Origin of the sequence: Rhizobium sp. CB3060 (assembly GCF_025200735.1) — a bacterium.
Lineage (GTDB): Bacteria > Pseudomonadota > Alphaproteobacteria > Rhizobiales > Rhizobiaceae > Rhizobium.
Genome location: NZ_CP104158.1, coordinates 3,567,413 through 3,585,984 on the forward strand (window position 1 = coordinate 3,567,413; position 18,572 = coordinate 3,585,984).

Annotated in this window: 19 protein-coding genes; 12 read left to right on the forward strand and 7 right to left on the reverse strand. The window is 60.4% G+C overall.

What is annotated here, in order from left to right:
- Positions 1-54 precede the first annotated feature (54 nt).
- From N2601_RS17165 to N2601_RS17175, 3 genes are read right to left on the reverse strand one after another with little or no spacing between them, the layout of a single operon-like run.
- Positions 55-3,450 carry an error-prone DNA polymerase gene (locus N2601_RS17165; RefSeq protein WP_104824891.1) on the reverse strand — a complete coding sequence of 1,132 codons (3,396 nt, stop codon included), beginning with the start codon at positions 3,448-3,450 and terminating at the stop codon, positions 55-57.
- Positions 3,447-4,874: a Y-family DNA polymerase gene (locus N2601_RS17170; protein ID WP_260303987.1), complete on the reverse strand. Its 1,428-nt coding sequence runs from the start codon at positions 4,872-4,874 to the stop codon at positions 3,447-3,449. The genes N2601_RS17165 and N2601_RS17170 overlap by 4 nt, the downstream gene beginning before the upstream one ends.
- Positions 4,875-4,914: 40 nt before the next feature.
- Entirely contained in the window at positions 4,915-5,883 is a 969-nt protein-coding gene (locus N2601_RS17175; RefSeq protein ID WP_245463911.1) for an ImuA family protein, read from the reverse strand.
- A gap of 163 nt (positions 5,884-6,046) precedes the next feature.
- On the opposite strand from N2601_RS17175, the gene N2601_RS17180 reads away from it, so the two are divergent.
- Positions 6,047-6,484: a metallopeptidase family protein gene (locus N2601_RS17180; protein ID WP_104824893.1), complete on the forward strand. Its 438-nt coding sequence runs from the start codon at positions 6,047-6,049 to the stop codon at positions 6,482-6,484.
- A 19-nt stretch (positions 6,485-6,503) separates the two neighbouring features.
- On the opposite strand, the gene N2601_RS17185 is transcribed toward N2601_RS17180, so the two are convergent.
- On the reverse strand, positions 6,504-6,710 hold the full coding sequence (locus N2601_RS17185) for a DUF1737 domain-containing protein (protein WP_104825280.1): 207 nt from the start codon (positions 6,708-6,710) through the stop codon (positions 6,504-6,506).
- 26 nt (positions 6,711-6,736) lie between these two features.
- Complete coding sequence (locus tag N2601_RS17190; RefSeq protein WP_104824894.1) at positions 6,737-7,672, reverse strand: HpcH/HpaI aldolase/citrate lyase family protein; 936 nt, start codon at positions 7,670-7,672, stop codon at positions 6,737-6,739.
- Between the two features lie 126 nt (positions 7,673-7,798).
- On the opposite strand from N2601_RS17190, the gene N2601_RS17195 reads away from it, so the two are divergent.
- Positions 7,799-8,029 carry a hypothetical protein gene (locus N2601_RS17195; protein ID WP_104824895.1) on the forward strand — a complete coding sequence of 77 codons (231 nt, stop codon included), beginning with the start codon at positions 7,799-7,801 and terminating at the stop codon, positions 8,027-8,029.
- 190 nt (positions 8,030-8,219) lie between these two features.
- Positions 8,220-8,828 (forward strand): 3-isopropylmalate dehydratase small subunit, encoded by a 609-nt coding sequence (leuD, locus tag N2601_RS17200; RefSeq protein ID WP_104824896.1) that lies wholly within the window; start codon positions 8,220-8,222, stop codon positions 8,826-8,828.
- Between the two features lie 25 nt (positions 8,829-8,853).
- On the opposite strand, the gene N2601_RS17205 is transcribed toward leuD, so the two are convergent.
- Positions 8,854-8,991, reverse strand: coding sequence for a hypothetical protein (locus N2601_RS17205; protein WP_158704501.1), 138 nt, complete (start codon positions 8,989-8,991; stop codon positions 8,854-8,856).
- Positions 8,992-9,016: 25 nt separating this feature from the next.
- Between N2601_RS17205 and N2601_RS17210 the strand changes: the two genes are divergently transcribed.
- From N2601_RS17210 to N2601_RS17255, 9 genes are all read left to right on the forward strand, one after another.
- Entirely contained in the window at positions 9,017-9,835 is an 819-nt protein-coding gene (locus N2601_RS17210; protein WP_104824897.1) for a sugar phosphate isomerase/epimerase family protein, read from the forward strand.
- Between the two features lie 261 nt (positions 9,836-10,096).
- Entirely contained in the window at positions 10,097-11,209 is a 1,113-nt protein-coding gene (gene leuB / locus N2601_RS17215; RefSeq protein WP_104824898.1) for a 3-isopropylmalate dehydrogenase, read from the forward strand.
- 145 nt (positions 11,210-11,354) lie between these two features.
- Positions 11,355-12,137, forward strand: coding sequence for a phosphatase PAP2 family protein (locus N2601_RS17220; protein WP_260303242.1), 783 nt, complete (start codon positions 11,355-11,357; stop codon positions 12,135-12,137).
- Positions 12,138-12,232: 95 nt separating this feature from the next.
- Complete coding sequence (lpxE, locus tag N2601_RS17225) at positions 12,233-12,976, forward strand: lipid A 1-phosphatase LpxE (protein ID WP_104824900.1); 744 nt, start codon at positions 12,233-12,235, stop codon at positions 12,974-12,976.
- A 322-nt stretch (positions 12,977-13,298) separates the two neighbouring features.
- Positions 13,299-13,592, forward strand: coding sequence for a winged helix-turn-helix domain-containing protein (locus N2601_RS17230; protein ID WP_104824901.1), 294 nt, complete (start codon positions 13,299-13,301; stop codon positions 13,590-13,592).
- A gap of 162 nt (positions 13,593-13,754) precedes the next feature.
- Entirely contained in the window at positions 13,755-14,504 is a 750-nt protein-coding gene (locus N2601_RS17235; protein WP_104824902.1) for a glucose 1-dehydrogenase, read from the forward strand.
- A gap of 307 nt (positions 14,505-14,811) precedes the next feature.
- A complete protein-coding gene (locus N2601_RS17240; protein ID WP_104824904.1) occupies positions 14,812-15,321 on the forward strand; it encodes a Dps family protein in 510 nt (169 codons plus the stop codon).
- A 331-nt stretch (positions 15,322-15,652) separates the two neighbouring features.
- On the forward strand, positions 15,653-16,687 hold the full coding sequence (locus tag N2601_RS17250) for an aspartate-semialdehyde dehydrogenase (RefSeq protein ID WP_104824905.1): 1,035 nt from the start codon (positions 15,653-15,655) through the stop codon (positions 16,685-16,687).
- Between the two features lie 288 nt (positions 16,688-16,975).
- Positions 16,976-17,797: a lytic murein transglycosylase gene (locus tag N2601_RS17255; RefSeq protein WP_260303243.1), complete on the forward strand. Its 822-nt coding sequence runs from the start codon at positions 16,976-16,978 to the stop codon at positions 17,795-17,797.
- 75 nt (positions 17,798-17,872) lie between these two features.
- Here N2601_RS17255 and N2601_RS17260 read toward each other — a convergent pair whose 3' ends face one another.
- Positions 17,873-18,511: a carbonic anhydrase gene (locus N2601_RS17260; RefSeq protein WP_104824907.1), complete on the reverse strand. Its 639-nt coding sequence runs from the start codon at positions 18,509-18,511 to the stop codon at positions 17,873-17,875.
- Between the last annotated feature and the right edge of the window lie 61 nt (positions 18,512-18,572).

The window sequence follows — 18,572 nt, forward strand, 5'->3', positions numbered from 1 at the left end:
TCATCGGGCGAGCCGGACAGGGTCACTTTGGCGTGACGCATGATGCCCTGCGCATCAATGGAAGTTACGGCCTCGCGGCATGACGCTTGCCGTCTCGGCCGCATTGCTGCGGCCATCTGCCGCTATCTCGGCAGCCTCTCGCACGGACGCACTTGTTTCGGTAAGCCGCTTCTTCTGCCGGTGATCCATGGTCGGACGCAGGGCCTCATCCGCCCGATCGCTGACGCCGAACCGCCTAGCTTCGCGTTGCAGGATCCCCAGCGCCGAAGTCATATCCTCGATATAGTCGACCACCACATGGATGACGCCGCTTTCGCTCTGCAGACGGCCGCGGATCTTGACCAGCCGGGCGCCCATGACGATGGCGCGGTATTTCTCGAACATCTTCGGCCAGACGATCGCATTGGAAACGCCGGTCTCGTCCTCCAACGTCATGAAGATCACGCCCTTCGCCGAGCCCGGCCGCTGTCGCACCAGCACCAACCCGGCAATCGTCACCATCCTGCCATTAGGAACATTGGGCAAATCCCTGTTCTGCACGATGCCCAGTTGGGCGAAATCCGCCCGCAGGAAAGACACCGGATGCGCCTTCAGCGACAGCGAAAGATAGCGATAATCCTCGATCACCTGCTCGCCAGGCAGCATTTCCGGCAGGGACACCACCGGCTCGATTTGCAGGTCGGTGCGGTCGGCAAGATCGAAGAGAGGTAGCTTTTCCGCAGCGCTGCCGACATCGAGAGCCCGCACGGCCCAAAGCGCCTCGCGACGGCTCAAACCGATGGAGCGGAAGGCATCCGCATCCGCGAGGCGTTCGATCTGCGCTTTGGCAAGACCGGAGCGCAGCCAGAGATCGCGCACGGAACTGTAACCAGCGCCACGACGCTCGACGAGCTGTTCCATCTCCTTATCCGACAGGCCCTTGACCTGCCGGAAACCGAGGCGGACGGCGCATTGCGTCTTGATCAGTGCGCGCATCGACACATGACGCGGCTCGACGGCGTCCTGATCGAAGCGCGCCCTCTCCAGCAGGCAATCCCAACTGGAATGATTTACATCCACCGGCCGCATCTCGACGCCATGCTCACGCGCATCGCGCACGAGCTGCGCCGGCGCATAGAAACCCATGGGCTGCGCATTGAGGATCGCCGCACAAAAGACATCGGGATAATAGGCCTTGAGCCAGGAAGAGGCGTAGACGAGGAGGGCGAAGGAAGCCGCGTGGCTTTCGGGAAAGCCATATTCGCCGAAACCCTTGATCTGCTCGAAACAGTTTTTGGCGAATTCCCGCTCGTACCCCCTTTCAGCCATGCCTTCGATCATCTTCTTCTCGAAAGTGTGGATGGTCCCCGTTCGTTTGAAGGTCGCCATCGCCCGGCGCAACTTGTCAGCCTCCGCAGGTGTAAACCCCGCTGCCGTAATGGCGATTTGCATTGCCTGTTCCTGAAAGAGGGGGACTCCCAGCGTTCGCTTCAGAACCTCCTTCAGCTCCGGGCTCGGATAGTCGAGTTCCTTTCCTGCCCGGTCTGCCTCTCGCCGCTTGAGATAGGGATGCACCATGTTGCCCTGGATCGGTCCAGGCCGGACGATCGCCACTTCGATGACCAGATCGTAGAATCTACGAGGCCTCAGCCGTGGCAGCATGCTCATCTGCGCCCGGCTCTCAATCTGGAAAACCCCAATCGTATCGGCGCGGCAGATCATGTCATAGACCGGCTCGCCGTCCGGATGATTGGCATTGCCGAGATCGGCGAGCGTCTTCTTCACATCATAGTGGAGGCGCAGCAGATCGAAGGCCTTGGCAAGGCAGGTCAACATCCCCAGCGCCAGGACGTCGATCTTGAGAATATCGAGGGAATCGAGATCGTCCTTGTTCCACTCGATCATATAGCGGTCGTCCATCGCCGTATGCATGATCGGCACGACTTCATCCAACCGGTCCCTGGTGATGACGAAGCCGCCGACATGTTGGGTCAGATGCCGGGGAAATCCCATCAGCGTCGAAGCATAGGACAGAACGCGCTGCGTCGTCCGATCCCTGAGGTCGAGGCCGGCAATCCTTGCCTCGCGTTCGGATAATTCTTCTGTCGACCAGCCCCAGACACCGCTCGCCAGAGCCGATTGCACATCCTCCGACAGGCCGAAGGCCTTCGCCACCTCGCGGCCAGCCGAGCGCGCCCGATAGCTGGTGACTGCCGCCGTCAGCCCGGCATGCTCCTTTTTGTAATGTTTGTAGATATACTGAATAACGTCTTCGCGCTTCTCGTGCTCGAAATCAACATCGATATCCGGCGGCTCTTCCCGTTCCGTCGAAATGAAGCGCTCGAACAAAAGCGTCGTGATCTCCGGATTGACCTCGGTAATTCGAAGGCAATAGCAGACCGTGGAATTGGCAGCGGAGCCGCGGCCCTGGCACAGGATATTTTCGCTGCGAGCATGTTCCATGATGCGATGCACCGTCAGGAAATAGGGCTCGTACTGCCTCTGCTTGATCAGATCGAGCTCGTAGTCGATCTGCTTGGCGACCTTGGGTGGAATACCATTAGGATAGCGCCATTTGGCGCCCGCCCGCGTCAGTCGCTCCAGCGTTTCCGAGACAGTCTCGCCCGGAACACTTTCGTCGGGATAATTGTGCTTCAGCTCATCCAGCGAAAAAGACAGCCGGCTAAAAAACTTTTGCGTATTGGCGATGGCTTTCGGGTAGTTTTTAAAAAGCCGTGCCATTTCCGCCCCGCCCTTCAAACAGCGTTCGGCATTGGCCGCCAGCCTGAAGCCGGCCTCGGCGATCGGCACATGCTCACGGATCGAAACGACGATATCGGCAAGCGGTTTGCGCTCGCTCGCGTGATAAAGCGGCTGATTGGTGGCGATCAAGCGCACCCCGTTTCTGAGCGCGAGGATGGAGAGTGTCGCGAAGAACAGGTGATCGCGCCCGTCATAGGCGGGCGACAGCGCCATATGGAGCTTCCTGCCGAAGCGCATCCACAGCCGCGCCAGGCACCCTTCCAGTTTCGCCTGTCCCTCCTGCGTCTCCACGCTCGCAGCATCCGGCACGAGCGCCAGCATCATCTCGTCGCCCCATTCCAGGAGGTCGGCCTCGTGAAGCTCGCATTCCCCTTTCTCGGCCCTGAGATTGCCGGCGCTCAACAGCCGACAGAGATGCGCCCAACCCTTGCGATTCTGCGGGAAGGCGAGGATGTCGGGCGTCTCGTCCGAAAAGATCAGGCGGGCGCCGGGCTGGAAGCGATAGCGATGCTGCTTGGCGATGACATGCGCCCTGACCACGCCGGCGACGCTGTTCCGATCAGCGATGCCGAGGCCGCTGAGGCCGGCGATCTTTGCGGCCAGAACCATTTCTTCCGGATGCGAAGCTCCTTCGAGAAAGGAGAAATTCGATCGTGCCCCGATCTCGAAAAAGGGCACGGTTTCGAGAGTTGGGGCAGGGGCACTCATGGGAAGATTCCATGCATGTACCAGCTCGGCCTTGTTGCACCCTGACCATAGAGACCCTTGCGAAACAGCCAGAAACGATGACCGGCCTCATCCTCGATGCGGAAATAATCGCGGGCCGGGGTTTCCTCCTCGTCGACCCACCATTCCGCCGCAAGCCGCTCCGGTCCTTCGGCCCGCAGGACTTTATGCGTGATCCGCCGCCAACGGAATTGCCGGGGCGGACCGTCAGGCACTTCGGTGGCAAAGGTTTCGATCGGCTCGGGCATGCGAAACAGCCGGAGCGGGCGCTCCCCGCGGAAGAAGCCATGACCGGCATGCTCGCTTCCTGTCCGTCTGTGGGCCGCAAGGATTTCTACGGCAGGTATCGATCGAACGGCACGTTCGGGAATATGGCTTTCCTGCAGCGCGAAGCCCTGCAGGCAGTCCGGCCCCAGCCGTGCCGCGACCCGGTCGGCGAAGGCGGCGAGCGAGCCATCCTGCCGGCCCTCTTCGATGAAATCGTCTTGCGCCGCGTCGAAAGGCGCATGTTCCAGGACATTGAGGCGGACGATTTCGAAGCCGTATCCCACATCGAGATCGTCATGAATGGCAGTGAAGCGCTCCGTGAACAGGTTGGCGATCCGGCTCGGCTCCCGCAGCGGCTGCGACGCCCCGGCGGCGATGCGGAACACCATGCCGTCGACCCGGAACAGCAAAAGCTCGAACGAACGGCCACCGACACCGCGGGCCTCCAGCCCCGGCTTCAAGGTTTCGGCAAGCTGGCGGGCAAGCTGCAGGATATCGGCCTCCGCCTGCACCGGTTCGGCAAGCCGCCGCTCGGCTGACAACTGCGCGACCGGCCGGCGCGGCGAGATCGGCTCCTCGATCAGGCCGACGGCCTGATCGAGCCGCAACAGGAGTTGCGCGCCGAAACGGCGGGTCAGCGGCGCCCGCGGTGCGGCCAGGAGATCGCCCACCTGCTTCAATCCCAGCTTCTGCAATGCGGCGACTGTTTCCTCGTCAAGCCTGAGCGAGGCGACCGGCAGTGGCGCCAGCGCCTCTTCCATGGCTTCCGGAGGAACGACACGGCTCTCGTCGAAGCGGGCCACCGCCCAGGACAGACCCGGCGCAGAGGAGATGGCGCCACGGACATCGAGACCAAGCCGGGAAATCCGGATCAGAATATCCTCGAGCAGCGCTTCTTCGCCGCCGAAGAGATGGGCACAGCCGGTAATATCGAGGAAAAGCCCGTCCTTGCCGTCGATCGCCACCAGCGGCGTATAGCGATCGCACCAATCGGCGATCGCCTCCAGCAGCTTGCGATCCGCGGCCGGATTCTCTTCGACGACGTCAAGGGCGGGACAGATCGCCTTCGCCTCGGCGACGCCCTGTGCAAGCTTCAGGCCGATCGTCTCGGCCCTTTCATTGAGCGCGGTGAGCCGCATGGCATTGTTCAGCTTGCCGGCACAGGCGAGTGGTGGCGCCTCAAGCCGACCGGTCGAACGCCAGGACAGACCCCATCGCTTGCGGGCGATCCGGTCGGTCGGCAGATGCGGAAAGGTCAGCGCCAGAATGCGCTGCGTATTCGCCGGGAAAGGCAGGGCGCTGAGTGTCGAGGACAGGGGCAAACTGGCGGTCATGGGCATTCCACTCCAGGGTTATGGAAAAGGGTGCCGGGTTGCGGCTCTTTTCCAGGGTGAGACGAAAGGCCGGATGACCGATGCTGCCGCCAAGTAGCGATCCGTCCGGCAGGGGCCGCGCCAGGGCCGGCGCGGGTTCGACGGCGAGACGGAAGAGAGCACTGCTCGCCTCCTCCTCGCCCGCTTGACGCAACAGAAACAAGGGCCGCCCCGCTGCCTTGGCCCGAAGCGCAAGCCGCCGGCTCTCCGTCAGCCCGAAACGGGCCGGATTGCCGCGTACCTCCAGAATGACGACCGCAAAGGCCGCACTGACGAGAGCCGCCTCCGCCAGCCATAGCGCCTCTTCCAGCTTGCGCGGCGATGCCTGCAGAAAACCGGCCGGCTCCAATCCGAAATCCCGAATCCCGATCGCATAGGGCAGGCCGGCCTCCATCGCCGCGACCGTATCGCCGATCCACAGAACCGGCGATACGGCCGCAGTTTTGCCGGCGGCTTGCCCCCCAGGCCGCGCAGCGAGAGCTCTAAGCCGTGCAGCGAGAGCAAGCGTGAAACCGCTGGCCGCTCCGGCATCCCGCAAGGCCAGTGAGCGGATCTCCGTCAGCGCATCGAGCGGCACGCCGCCCTGCATCGCCTCGTCGAGATCGGCAACCCCTATCGCAAGCGGCTGGACGGCATCGGCTGAACCAACCTCCGGCTCTGCTGCCCGTGCCTCATGCGCCACGGCAGCCAGCGCCGGTATCGGCCTGCCTTCCAGTCGGGCAATGGTTTCACGCAGGGCAAAAAGCGTCTCCCGCGCCACGGCGGCCTCGGCCATGACGTTAGCTCCAGATCAATTATGTTCCTGTTATGTTCTTATGGATTCCAGAGGTCGGAAGAAGAGTCAACACCATTTTATGAGAAAATATTCCTCTGCCTGAATCCACTCTCGAAAAACCGAAACAAAGGCTCTATATGACCAGCTAAGGAAGGAAGCATTCATGGCCCGCATTGACCAGAGCGAGGATTGGCGGGACCGCCATGCCCCCTCGATCAGCACATTCGAATCCCTGGCCACGGAGGCTTACAGCCACCTGCCGGACGAATTCCGTTCGCTCACCGGCAATCTCATCATCCTCATCGAAGATTTCCCCGACGACGACGTGTTCGAGGACATGGCGCTGGAAACGCCCTTCGATCTGCTCGGCCTGTTCGAAGGCCGCGGCATATCGGAGCGTTTCACCGCCCAAACCGGGGAAATGCCGAACAAGATCCGCCTCTATCGCCGGCCGATCATCGATTACTGGGCGGAAAACGAGGAAACCCTCGGCGACATCATCACCCACGTCCTGATCCACGAAATCGGCCACCATTTCGGCCTGAGCGACGAGGACATGGAGCGCATCGAGGCGAGCGCCGAAGAAGCGACGGACCGGTGAGGAACCGATCCTGCTATGCTTACTGCTCGGAAAGCTTCATTTCCGGATCGTAATCCTTGCCTTCGACGTCCTTGACGACCGCTTGGCCGCATTGCATCAGGCCGGTCGCGGCATTGAAGGCATAGGTCGGCGAGCCCGAGAGTTCCCAGCCCTTGTTCAGTGCCGCGGTCACCTTATGGCAGAAGGAAGCGTCGTCAGGGCCGGTGAGGAAGCGGTAGAGTTTCATCAAGTCGTCTTTCATACGTATCAGCCTCATCCTGAGCCTGTCGAAGGACGATGGCGTTCTGCAATCAGGCGAGCTTTATGGACCAGCCTTTCCGCCTGGACAAGATGCAGCCGCTCGACCATGCGTCCGCCGAGGTTTACGACATTGAGGCCGGCCGCCGCCGGATCGGCGAAAGCGGCGATGATGGCTTCCGCCTCCGCAATGGCAGCTTCATCGGGGCCGAAATGCCGGTTGGCGGCTTCGATCTGGTTCGGATGGATCAACATCTTACCGGCAAAGCCCATAGCGCGGCCCTCGGCACATTCGGCGTCCACTGCCTGCATATCCTTGAAATCGTTGAAAACACTGTCGATGGCGTCGAGCCCGTAGGCGCTGACGGCCAGGATCACCTGCATGAGCCAGGGCACGAGATAGGCGCGGCCTGGCTGCGCCAACACATCGGTCTCCTTGCGCAGATCATTGAGGCCGACGACCAAACAATCGAGCCGGCTTCCCGCCGTGCGCCCGGCCTCGGCGATTGCCGCGGCGTTCAAGACGCCGCGCGGCGTCTCGATCATCGCCCAGATGCGCAGGCTCTCCGGCGCATCCGCCTCGGCAAACCTATCGCTGACAACGGTCACATCCTGCGGCTCGTCGATCTTGGGCAGTAACACCGCATCCGGCTCGAGCGCCAGCACCAACTCCAGGTCATCGGCACCGAAGCCCGACGATAGCGTATTGATGCGGATGATGCGCTCCTTGCCGGCCTTTTCTTCGCTATCAGGCGGCGAGCCGGCGAAAAAAGCCCGCAAATTCTCCCGCGCTTCCGCCTTTTTCTCCGGCGCCACGGAATCCTCGAGATCGAAGATGACCGCATCGCAATCGAGATCGGCTATCTTCTCAAGAGCCCGGCGGTTGATCGCAGGGACACTCAGCACCGAGCGGCGCAGACGGACGGAACGGGGAGGGGCGGGACGGCTCATAATACAGTTTTGCCGCGCTTTCGGCCATCACGCAAGACAACAACAAGCAAGACAACAAAAAGCCATGCTCCTCTTGCAGAGAGAAACAGAGAGGACCACATTGCCATGAGTAGAGAGGTCTCGACCATGCAGAATATCCGTTCCTTGTTTATCGCGCTTGCCGGCATCACCGTGTTTGCAGCCCTGGCGCTGTTTACCGTTTCACTCACGCTCGCTGTCGGCGGCATCCTCACCGTGCTTATGGTGGGTCGCGCGATTTCGTTGCGGATGAAGCCTGCTCCGGTGCGCGCCAAGGCGAACGGTCAGCGCGAAATGCGCATTTGGAACGACGGTCGCGGCACGATCATCGATCTCTAGGCCAAGGTCAGGGCAGGGCGGCGCCTCGCCGCTCTCCAGTACGCTCATCCACGCGTAATTCCTGAATTGCGGAACTGCGGCCGAAGCGCCCGGTTTCAGAGCATTTCCAAGATTCCCCTTCATTTTTGCAGGGATTTGCTCTATTGGCAGGATAATTCGTGCATAGACGAAAATTGAAGGCAGGACCCCCATGGACAAGTTCGTGAAGTTGACCGGTGTCGCGGCACCCCTCCCGGTCGTCAATGTCGATACCGACATGATCATCCCGAAGGACTATCTGAAGACCATCAAGCGCACCGGTCTTGGCACAGGGTTGTTCGCCGAAGCCCGCTACAATGAGGATGGCTCGCCGAACCCGGATTTCGTGCTGAACAAGCCGGCCTATCAGAATGCTAAGATCCTCGTCGCCGGCGACAATTTCGGCTGTGGTTCGTCGCGCGAACATGCCCCGTGGGCGCTGCTCGACTTCGGCATCCGCTGCGTCATTTCGACGAGCTTCGCCGACATCTTCTACAATAACTGCTTCAAGAACGGCATCCTGCCGATCAAGGTCAGCCAGGAAGAGCTCGACAAGCTGATGGACGACGCCTCGCGCGGCTCCAACGCCATTCTGACGATCGATCTGGAAAACCTTGAGATCACCGGCCCGGACGGCGGCTCGATCAAGTTCGAGCTCGACGAATTCAAGCGCCATTGCCTGCTGAACGGCCTCGACGATATCGGCCTGACACTGGAAAAGGCCAAGGCGATCGACAGCTTCGAAAAGACGAACGCCGCATCCCGTCCCTGGGCTGCCTGATCGATTTCATTATCACATTTGCGTGTCAGAGCCGGGCTGAAAAGCCCGGCTTTTTCTTTTCATGCCATGGAAAGTTCATGAGGTTGCCGGCTGTAATATGCCCGACAAAAAGGGGGATCATATAGTCTTTGCGGAGCCCTTCAGGCTGCTCCCGCTCCTCCATTTCCTCCTCCCAATCGGAGCATTTCATGACCTCCCTTCCAATTCTTGGCGCAGCCATGACGCTTGCCGATGTCGAAGCCCATCGTGATTGGCTGCTCGAAAAACCGCGCGATCTGGAACTGCAGAGCTTCGTCGAAGCCGAAATCCTGAATGGCGACTGGGCGCCGCTCGCCGAGCACGCCAGGAAATTGCTCGACGGTCACCAGGGCCGGCTCGGCATCCACGGACCATTCTGGGGCTTCATCATCGCCTCGCAGGATCCGGAGATCCGCGCCGTCGTCACCAAGCGCCTCACGCAGGCGCTCGACGTCTGCGCCAATATCGGCGCCACGCAGATGGTCATTCATAGCCCCTATACGTCCTGGTCCTACAACAACCTCGACAACAACAAGGGCGAACGCGAGAAGATCATCGAATACACGCATCTGACGTTGAGGGACGCTGTCAGACGCGCCGAGAATATCGGCCTGACCATGGTCATCGAGAATATCGAGGACAAGGATCCGCATATCCGCGTCGGTCTCGCCGACAGCTTCAATACACCCGCCGTCGCCGTTTCGATCGACACCGGCCATGCCCATTACGCCCATGGCTACACCGGCGCACCGCCGGTTGACTACTATGTCCACGCCGCCGGCAACCGCCTGCAGCATGTCCACCTGCAGGATGCCGACGGCTATGCCGATCGCCACTGGAGCCTTGGCGAAGGCAATATCCACTGGCGCGCCGTCTTCGCCGCCCTTGCCAAACTCGACAGCAATCCGCGCCTGATCATCGAGATCAAGGACAAGTCGAAAATCCCGGCATCGGCCGCCTATCTCGCCTCGCTTGGATTGGCGGAGTAAGGATAAAGCAACGCAAGCCATCCGCCCTCGTGGTTCGAGACGGCCCTTTGGGCCTCCTCACCATGAGGGCTCATGCTCTCGCCTGGCTTATAGTTCGCTCCGCCCTCATGGTGAGGTGCGAAGCCCAAAAGGCGCAGCCTCGAACCACGAGGGTCGGCCGCAAAAGCCCCAAACCGTACCGTTTCCGCTCCTTCCTCGCTTGAAAAGCCGCATCTGCGGGTCTAAGAACCCGCAACTTGTTTCTTTTGCGGAGGCTTTCCCATGACAGTGCGCAATCTTTTCCTCCTGCCTGGCGACGGCATCGGTCCCGAAGCCATGGGCGAAGTCCGCAAGATCATCGCCTATATGAACGAGGCGAAGAATGCCGGTTTCGTCACCGACGAAGGTCTCGTCGGCGGCAGCGCTTATGATGCGCATGGCGCCGCCATCTCCGAAGAAGACATGCAGAAGGCACTTGCGGCCGATGCCGTGCTCTTCGGCGCCGTCGGTGGCCCGAAGTGGGATAGCGTTCCCTATGAAGTGCGTCCGGAAGCCGGCCTGCTGCGCCTGCGCAAGGATCTCCAGCTTTTCGCCAATCTGCGCCCGGCCATCTGCTATCCGGCGCTGGCATCGGCCTCCTCGCTGAAGCCGGAGCTGGTTGACGGCCTTGATATCCTCATCATCCGCGAGCTCACCGGCGGCGTTTATTTCGGCGAGCCGAAGGAAATCATCGACCTCGGCAACGGCCAGAAGCGCGGCATCGACACCCAGGTCTACGACACCTACGAGATCGAGCGCATCGCCGGCGTCGCCTTCGAACTGGCGCGCACTCGCAACAACCGCGTCTGCTCGATGGAAAAGCGCAACGTCATGAAGTCGGGCGTGCTCTGGAACCAAGTCGTCACCGCGACGCACAAGGAAAAATATGCTGACGTGCAGCTCGAGCATATGCTCGCCGATGCCGGCGGCATGCAACTCGTTCGCCAGCCGAAGCAGTTCGACGTCATCGTCACCGACAATCTCTTCGGCGACATGCTGTCCGACGTTGCCGCCATGCTGACCGGCTCGCTCGGCATGCTGCCATCCGCTTCGCTCGGCGCTCCGGATGCCAAGACCGGCAAGCGCAAGGCGCTCTACGAGCCGGTACACGGTTCCGCACCCGATATCGCCGGCAAGGGCATTGCCAACCCGATCGCCATGATCGCCTCCTTCGCCATGTGCCTGCGCTACTCCTTCGGCCTGGTTTCCGAAGCCGATGCGCTGGAAAAGGCAATCGCCAACGTGCTCGACAGCGGTATCCGCACCGGCGACATCATGTCCGCCGGCAGCCGCCAGGTCGGCACCGCCGAGATGGGCGATGCCATCCTTGCCGAATTCAAGGCTCTGTCGGCATAATCGCCGCCTAGAGCGCCACGCGTTCATCTGAACGCCCAAAGCTCGCTCTAGTATTTCACGTGAAACATTCAAAGCCCTCGCTCTTTGCTTGCAGAGCGGGGGCTTTTTGTTGAACTCAACGCGACGGACTCCTATTTCCCATCGCATGAGCACGGAAACGACATCGCCACCAGTAAGCACAATCCAGAGGCAATTACGACCTTGGCAGAGGCTGGCGCGGCGCTATGACGTCCGCCGCAGCCGTCATGGCCGCCTTCCTTGGCTCGGCTGCACGCTGACCGCCATCAACATCGTCGTTCTCGCCTTCTTCGTCTTCGACACACCGCTTGGGCAGGCTGCGAAAAACCTCTCGCCGCGACTGATTGCGGTCGCAGGCGCCGTCACCGATATCGGCAGGCTGGCCTGGATCCTCGCCGCCATCGCCGTCGTGTTTGCCGTCGGTCTTTTTATCGTACGACGCTCGCCGACGCATGGCGGTTACCGAAGCGTCCTTCTCATCCGGATAGTCACCTATGTCGGCCTGTCGGTTCTTTCCACCAGCATCATCGTCAATCTTCTGAAATACGCGATCGGACGGGCGCGGCCCCTGCTTTATGACCAATATGGCATTCTCGGCTTCGAACCGTTTCATGGTGACTTCCTGTTTCAGAGCTTTCCCTCGGCGCATTCGGCCAATGTGGGTGCTCTCTTTACCGCGCTGGCTCTGCTTTTCCCGCGATTCCGGCTGCTGTTCATCGGCATCGGCCTCTGGCTCGGCGCTTCTCGCATCATCATCGGCGTTCATTATCCAAGCGACGTCGCCGCGGGGCTGGCGCTCGGCGCCTGGATCGCCTTCGCCGTCGCGATCCTCTTTTCCCGTTTCGGCCTGGTCTTCTCCACAGGACAAGACGGTTGGCCGCGGCCGCGGCTGAACCATGGGCTTCGCTGAACTGCCGATCGTCTTAAATCTGTAAAAAAACTGTAGCAGGAGCCTGCTACGCGTGATCGTCGACTGGGGTGGAGTATCGACGACAGGCGGTGGGTATGCAGGCGATCTTGACGTCTCTGGACAGGCGGTGGCGGCGCAATAGGAGCGGCTTCGCTCCTTCGCATTGGAAGATCTGCCTGTTCCTGACCGCCAATATCGTATTGCTGGCGGCCCTGCTGTTCGATTGGCCGGTCGGCGCGACCATCAAGAACATTGCACCGCCCATTCATTTCTTCGGCAAGCTGCTCACCAATTTCGGCGAATCCGGCTGGATCATCTTGGTCAGCGCCTTCCTGTTCTTCGAAGGCTGGGCCGGCAGCCGGCTGCTGCAGTCGCCGCGCTGTCGCTGCCAGGCCCTGCGCATCTGTCAGATCGGCGGCTATCTGCTGACGACCATCGCGCTTTCGGGCATCATCGCCAATCTCCTCAAGCGCGCCATCGGTCGTGCCCGCCCCACTCATTTTGAGGATTGGGGTCCTTTCGGTTTCTCCCCCTTCAACGGCCATGCCAGCTTCGAAAGCTTCCCATCCGGCCATGCGACCACCATTGGCGCCTTCTTCGTGGCACTTGCCTTCCTCTTCCCCCGCTATCGCTACATCTTCGTCGCCTGCGCTCTTTGGCTCGCGACGACGCGAGTGATGATCGGCGCGCACTATCCGAGCGACGTCATCGCCGGCCTCGCGCTTGGCGGCTGGTTCTCCTTCATGACGGCGATCGTCTATTCCCGCTACGGCCTGCTCTTTCGCATCGGCGAGACTGGCTGGCCGGTGCCAAAATTACCGCTGCTGAAGGGGAAGTAGGGATCATTTCCCTCATCCGCCCTCGCCCTTCGAGGCTCCACCCTTCGGGTTCCGCTCCTTAAGGGTGAGAGCTCTCCTTGAGCTGGCCCGCGTCATCGCTCCGCCCCCATGGTGAGGTGTTTTGATGTCAGAGCGTCAGCAAAGGCAGCAAAGCCTCGAACCACGAGGGCCGCCCCCCCACAGCTCTCGAAAAATCATTCGTGAACTACCTTGGTCCCGTCCATCGCTGCACCCTGAATGGTTGCCAAGCATCCCCTGCATTCATATATCTGAAGCGGCGAATTTGCGGGAAACCTTTCCCCGTTTGAGTGTGGCGAAGACGATGACCGATGCAGGACAGACGAGGCTAAGCGAAAGGCAGATGGGATTGATTGCCCGGGCGCTCGCCGAGCCGCGCCGTGTGCAGATGCTGAAAGAAATCGGCGGTCGCGGCGAGCCTATGCCTTGCAGCGTCCTGACGCAGTGCCACACCGTCAGTGCCGCGACGATATCGCATCACATCAAGGAACTCGAAAACGCCGGTCTCATCGAGATCGTGCGGGAAGGCAAGTTCGCAAACCTGGTGCTTCGGCGCGATGTCCTGAATGCCTACATGGCGGAACTCTCCAACATCTGACAATCATTTTCCCCACACGCCGCGCCGGCGGCTCTTGCATCAGTTAGATGAGTATCTAAATATCAAAGTGACGCAGCGAAGACCGCCGGTGTAAGGCCTCGTCTGCGCCATCAGTTCGATATTTATAAAATCATCTAACAATTATCTCGACAGGAGCTAGACATGAGCAAACTGGCAGGCAAGGTCGCAATCGTGACCGGAGCATCGAAGGGGATCGGCGCAGGCATCGCCAAGGCATTGGGCGAGGCGGGTGCGGCTATCGTCGTCAACTATGCGTCGAGCCGCGAAGGCGCCGACAAGGTCGTGGCCGAGATCACCGCCAAGGGCGGCAAGGCGATCGCAGCTCACGGCGATGTTTCGAAATCCGCCGACGTGAAGCGGCTTTTTGCTGAAACGAAGGGAGCCTTCGGCGGCGTCGACATCCTCGTCAACAATGCCGGCGTCTATCAATTCCAGCCGCTGGAAGAGATCACCGAAGAGGAATTCCACCGGCAGTTCAACATCAACGTTCTCGGCACGCTGCTGACGACGCAGGAAGCGGTGAAGCATTTCGGTCCTGAAGGCGGCAATGTCATCAACATCGCCTCGACCGCCGTCACCATGAACCTGCCAACCGCCACGGTCTACACGGCGACCAAGGCCGCCGTCACCTCGATCACCCAGATCCTCGCCAAGGAGCTCGGTCCGCGCAATATCCGCGTCAACACCATTTCGCCTGGCGGGGTCGAAACCGAAGGCGTCATTGCAGCGGGCATCATCGGCAGCGATCTCGAAAAGCAGATGGTTTCCCAAACGCCGCTTGGCCGCCTCGGACAGCCGACCGATATTGCCCCGATCGCCGTTTTCCTCGCCTCGAAGGACTCCGGCTGGCTGACGGGCGAAACCCTCTATGCCGGCGGCGGCCTGAAGTAACCGCCTATCCGCAGAGCCGCTTCCCTCCTTGGCAAGGGAAGCGGAATTGCCCGCATGCCATGGTTCCGATCCGCGCGGCCACCTCCGGCGAGAATTGCCAAACCGTCTCCGTCTTCATAGTATCATTGCCGTTCGGGTTTTTCCGAAGATCTCCGCAGCCGCTTTTGCTGCAAAACGACATCTTGACCGCGGAAACTTTCAAGACAGATCCCTGTCTGCAATGCGACCCCTCGCGAGCGAACGCCATGAATTACTGCGAAAATCTCTGAGGATCGCTGTTGCGACCAACGAAACGGAGCACGTCATCATGAATACCGCCAACACCAAATCGAAACTGGGCACGCGCACCAATCTCAGCGAAGAAGCGACACGCGATATTTCCGCAGCACTGAATGCGCTGCTGGCCGACGTCTTTTCCCTTTATCTCAAGACCAAGAATTTCCATTGGCATATGAGTGGACCGCATTTCCGCGATTACCACCTGTTGCTGGACGAGCAGGGCGAGCAGATCTTCGCCATGACAGACCCGATGGCCGAACGCGCCAGAAAGATCGGCGGCACCACGCTGCGTTCGATCGGCCACATCGCCAAGCTGCAGCGTATCCCCGACAATGACGCCGAATATGTCGACGCCCAGGACATGCTCGCCGAACTGGCCGACGACAATCTCAGGCTTTCCGCCGAAATCCGCGCCGCCCACGATGTCTGCGATGAATATGGCGATATCGCCACCGCCAGCCTGCTTGAAAGCTGGCTGGACGAGACGGAACGCCGCACCTGGTTCCTGTTCGAATCCACCCGCAACACCAACCGCTGAGGGCTGATGTTGATTTCCGCGTTCCCGCATCGGTCGGAACGCGGAAATCCTTGACTCCTGTGGAAAACCCCGTAGAACCGGCGACGGAAAAGGAAGACCTCCATGGTTCGCTTCGAACAGATCGATAGCTTCGGTCACCTGGCAGACTATGCCGGGCAGGAGTTCCGTTTTCCGGTTTCTTCCAAAACCAAGGCCAAAACGACGACGAAAACCGTCTGACGTCTCTGGCCTGCCGCTCTCTCCCCGGCTCGGCTGGGGACAGGAACCGGCCGTTATGGCCGCGGTTCCCCCCCCTCGCCCAAGAGGAGAGAAGAGAAAGAGAGCTTGAGAAATGGGTTTCAAAGTTGCAGTTGCGGGCGCGACCGGGAATGTCGGCCGCGAAATGCTCAATATCCTGTCCGAACGCGGTTTTCCGGCTGACGAGGTCGTAGCCCTCGCATCGGCCCGCTCGCAGGGCACCGAAGTTTCCTTCGGCGACCGGACATTGAAGGTTTCGAACCTGGAGAACTACGATTTCTCCGACACCGACATCTGCCTGATGTCGGCCGGCGGCGATGTCTCCAAGAAGTTCTCGCCGAAGATCGGCGCCCAGGGCTGCGTCGTCATCGACAACTCCTCCGCCTGGCGCTACGACGCCGACGTGCCGTTGATCGTGCCGGAAGTAAACCCGGATGCCGTCACGCAGTTCACCAAGCGCAACATCATCGCCAACCCGAATTGCTCGACCGCGCAGCTTGTTGTGGCGCTGAAGCCGCTGCACGACTTCGCCAAGATCAAGCGCGTCGTCATCTCGACCTACCAGTCCGTCTCCGGCGCCGGCAAGGACGGCATGGACGAGCTTTTCAACCAGACCCGCGCCGTCTTCGTCGCCGATCCGATCGAGTCGAAGAAGTTCACCAAGCGCATCGCCTTCAACGTCATTCCGCACATCGATGTCTTCATGGAAGACGGCTACACCAAGGAAGAATGGAAGGTGCTGGCCGAAACCAAGAAGATGCTCGATCCGAAGATCAAGGTTACCTGCACCGCCGTGCGCGTGCCGGTCTTCATCGGTCATTCGGAATCGGTCAATATCGAGTTTGAAAACGAGATCACTGCCGATCAGGCCCGCGATATCCTGCGCGAAGCCCCGGGCTGCCTCGTCATCGACAAGCGCGAAAACGGCGGCTACATCACGCCTTATGAGTCCGCCGGCGAGGACGCGACCTACATTTCGCGCATTCGCGAGGACGCAACGGTTGAAAACGGTCTCAACATCTGGGTCGTCTCCGACAATCTGCGCAAGGGCGCGGCGCTGAACGCCATCCAGATTGCCGAACTCCTGATCAACCGTGGCCTGGTCAAGCCGCGCAAGCAGGCGGCATAAAGGGTTTATAAACCATTTACGGTTTTTCAACCTTTGCTGGCTAAGTAGGAACCAAATAAAAGCCTCGCTATTTCCGATCGAATGGCGAGGCTTTTACAAAGCTGCGTCAGGTATAGTGTTTCACGTGAAGCGAAAATATTGATCGCTTAACCGTGATAATGACAGAATTGCCGGATACTGGCATGGTCCGGTCACAGTAAGACCGCGCGTAGGCCTCAAAAATGGAAGGCTTATGCGCCATCAAAAACCATTACCGCGCCTCGCGCGGTAAGAATTCGGGGACTCTGAATGCGCATGACAAAGTCTGGAATGGCAGCTCTCGTGGCAGGCGGGTTGCTGTTGGTGACGCCATTTGCGGCGAATGCGGCAGCTTGCGGCAACTCGTCGGCCGGTTTTGAGAACTGGATGCAGGAATTCAAGCAGGAAGCACAGGCCCAGGGCGTCAGTGCCTCTGTTCTCGACCGAGCCTTCGCCAACGTGCATTACAATCAACCGACCATCCGCGCCGATCGCGGCCAGAAGAGCTTCAAGCTCTCCTTCGAAGATTTCATGAGAAAGCGCGGTGGCCAGGCGATTATCACTCGTGGCAAGAAAATGAAGCAGGCCAACGCCGCTCTGTTCGCGAGAATCGAGAAGCGTTATGGCGTGCCCGCCGGCCCGATCATCGCCATCTGGGGCATGGAAACCGGTTTCGGCGGCTTCATGGGCGACCAGCATACGCTCTCGGCCGTGTCGACGCTCGCTTATGACTGCCGCCGCTCCGACTATTTCACCGATCAGCTCTACGCCGCCCTCAAGCTCGTCGGCGAAGGCTATCTGAGCCCGACCGCCCGCGGCGCGGCCCATGGCGAAATCGGCCAGACACAATTCATGCCGAAGAACGTCGTCAATTTCGGCGTCGACGGCGATGGCGACGGCAGGGTCGATCTGGTCGGATCCCGCGCCGACGCGCTGGCCTCAACTGCAAACTTCCTGAAGGGCCATGGCTGGCAGCCAGGTCTTGGCTACCAGCCCGGCGAACCCAATTTCGCGGCGATCGGCGGCTGGAACGATGCAGCGGTCTACCAGCAGGCGATCGCCTATATCGGCAAGCAGATCGACGGCCAATAACTACGGCAACAAATCGACAAAAGGCGCTCGGCCAAATGGCCCGGAGCGCCTTTTTCGTTTGTCCTTATCGTAGTCTCAGATTTCCGGCCGGATAAAATCGCGCGTCGTCGGGTCCATCACCCACAGCTCGCCGGTCGAGATATCGAACCATGCGCCGTGCAGGTTCAATTTCCCTTCCTCTTCCAGCGCCTTGATATCGGGAAAGCTGCGTAGATTGTCGAGCGAATTGCGGATGGAGATGCGCTCCAGCGCCGTCTGCCGCTCGGCCGGCGTCATAACGTCATTGCTCTGGATCTGCTCGGCGGCCGGCTTTACGAGGCCCATCCACCGGCCGATGAAATCGCCCGGCGACAGCGGCTCGGCATTCGGATCCAACGCTGCGCGGATGCCGCCGCAGCGACCATGTCCCATGACAACGATATCCGCGACCTTCAGGGACTGCACCGCGAATTCCAGAGCTGCGGACGTCGAGTGAAAATGGCCGTCCGGCTCATAGGGCGGCACCATATTGGCGACGTTGCGGATAACGAAAAGCTCTCCGGGACCAGCGTCGAAAATGGTCTCCGGCGCCGAACGGCTGTCGGAACAGGCAATCACCAGGGTTCCGGGCTTCTGCCCTTCCTCCGCCAAATTGCGATAGCGATCGCGTTCATCGACGTAACGCCCGCTCATGAAGTTGCGATAGCCGTTCAGAAGGGAGGTAGGAAAGCTCATGACATTGAATTACAGCGCACCGCCGCCAATGGCAACTATTGCAACGCAAAAAGCTATCGCA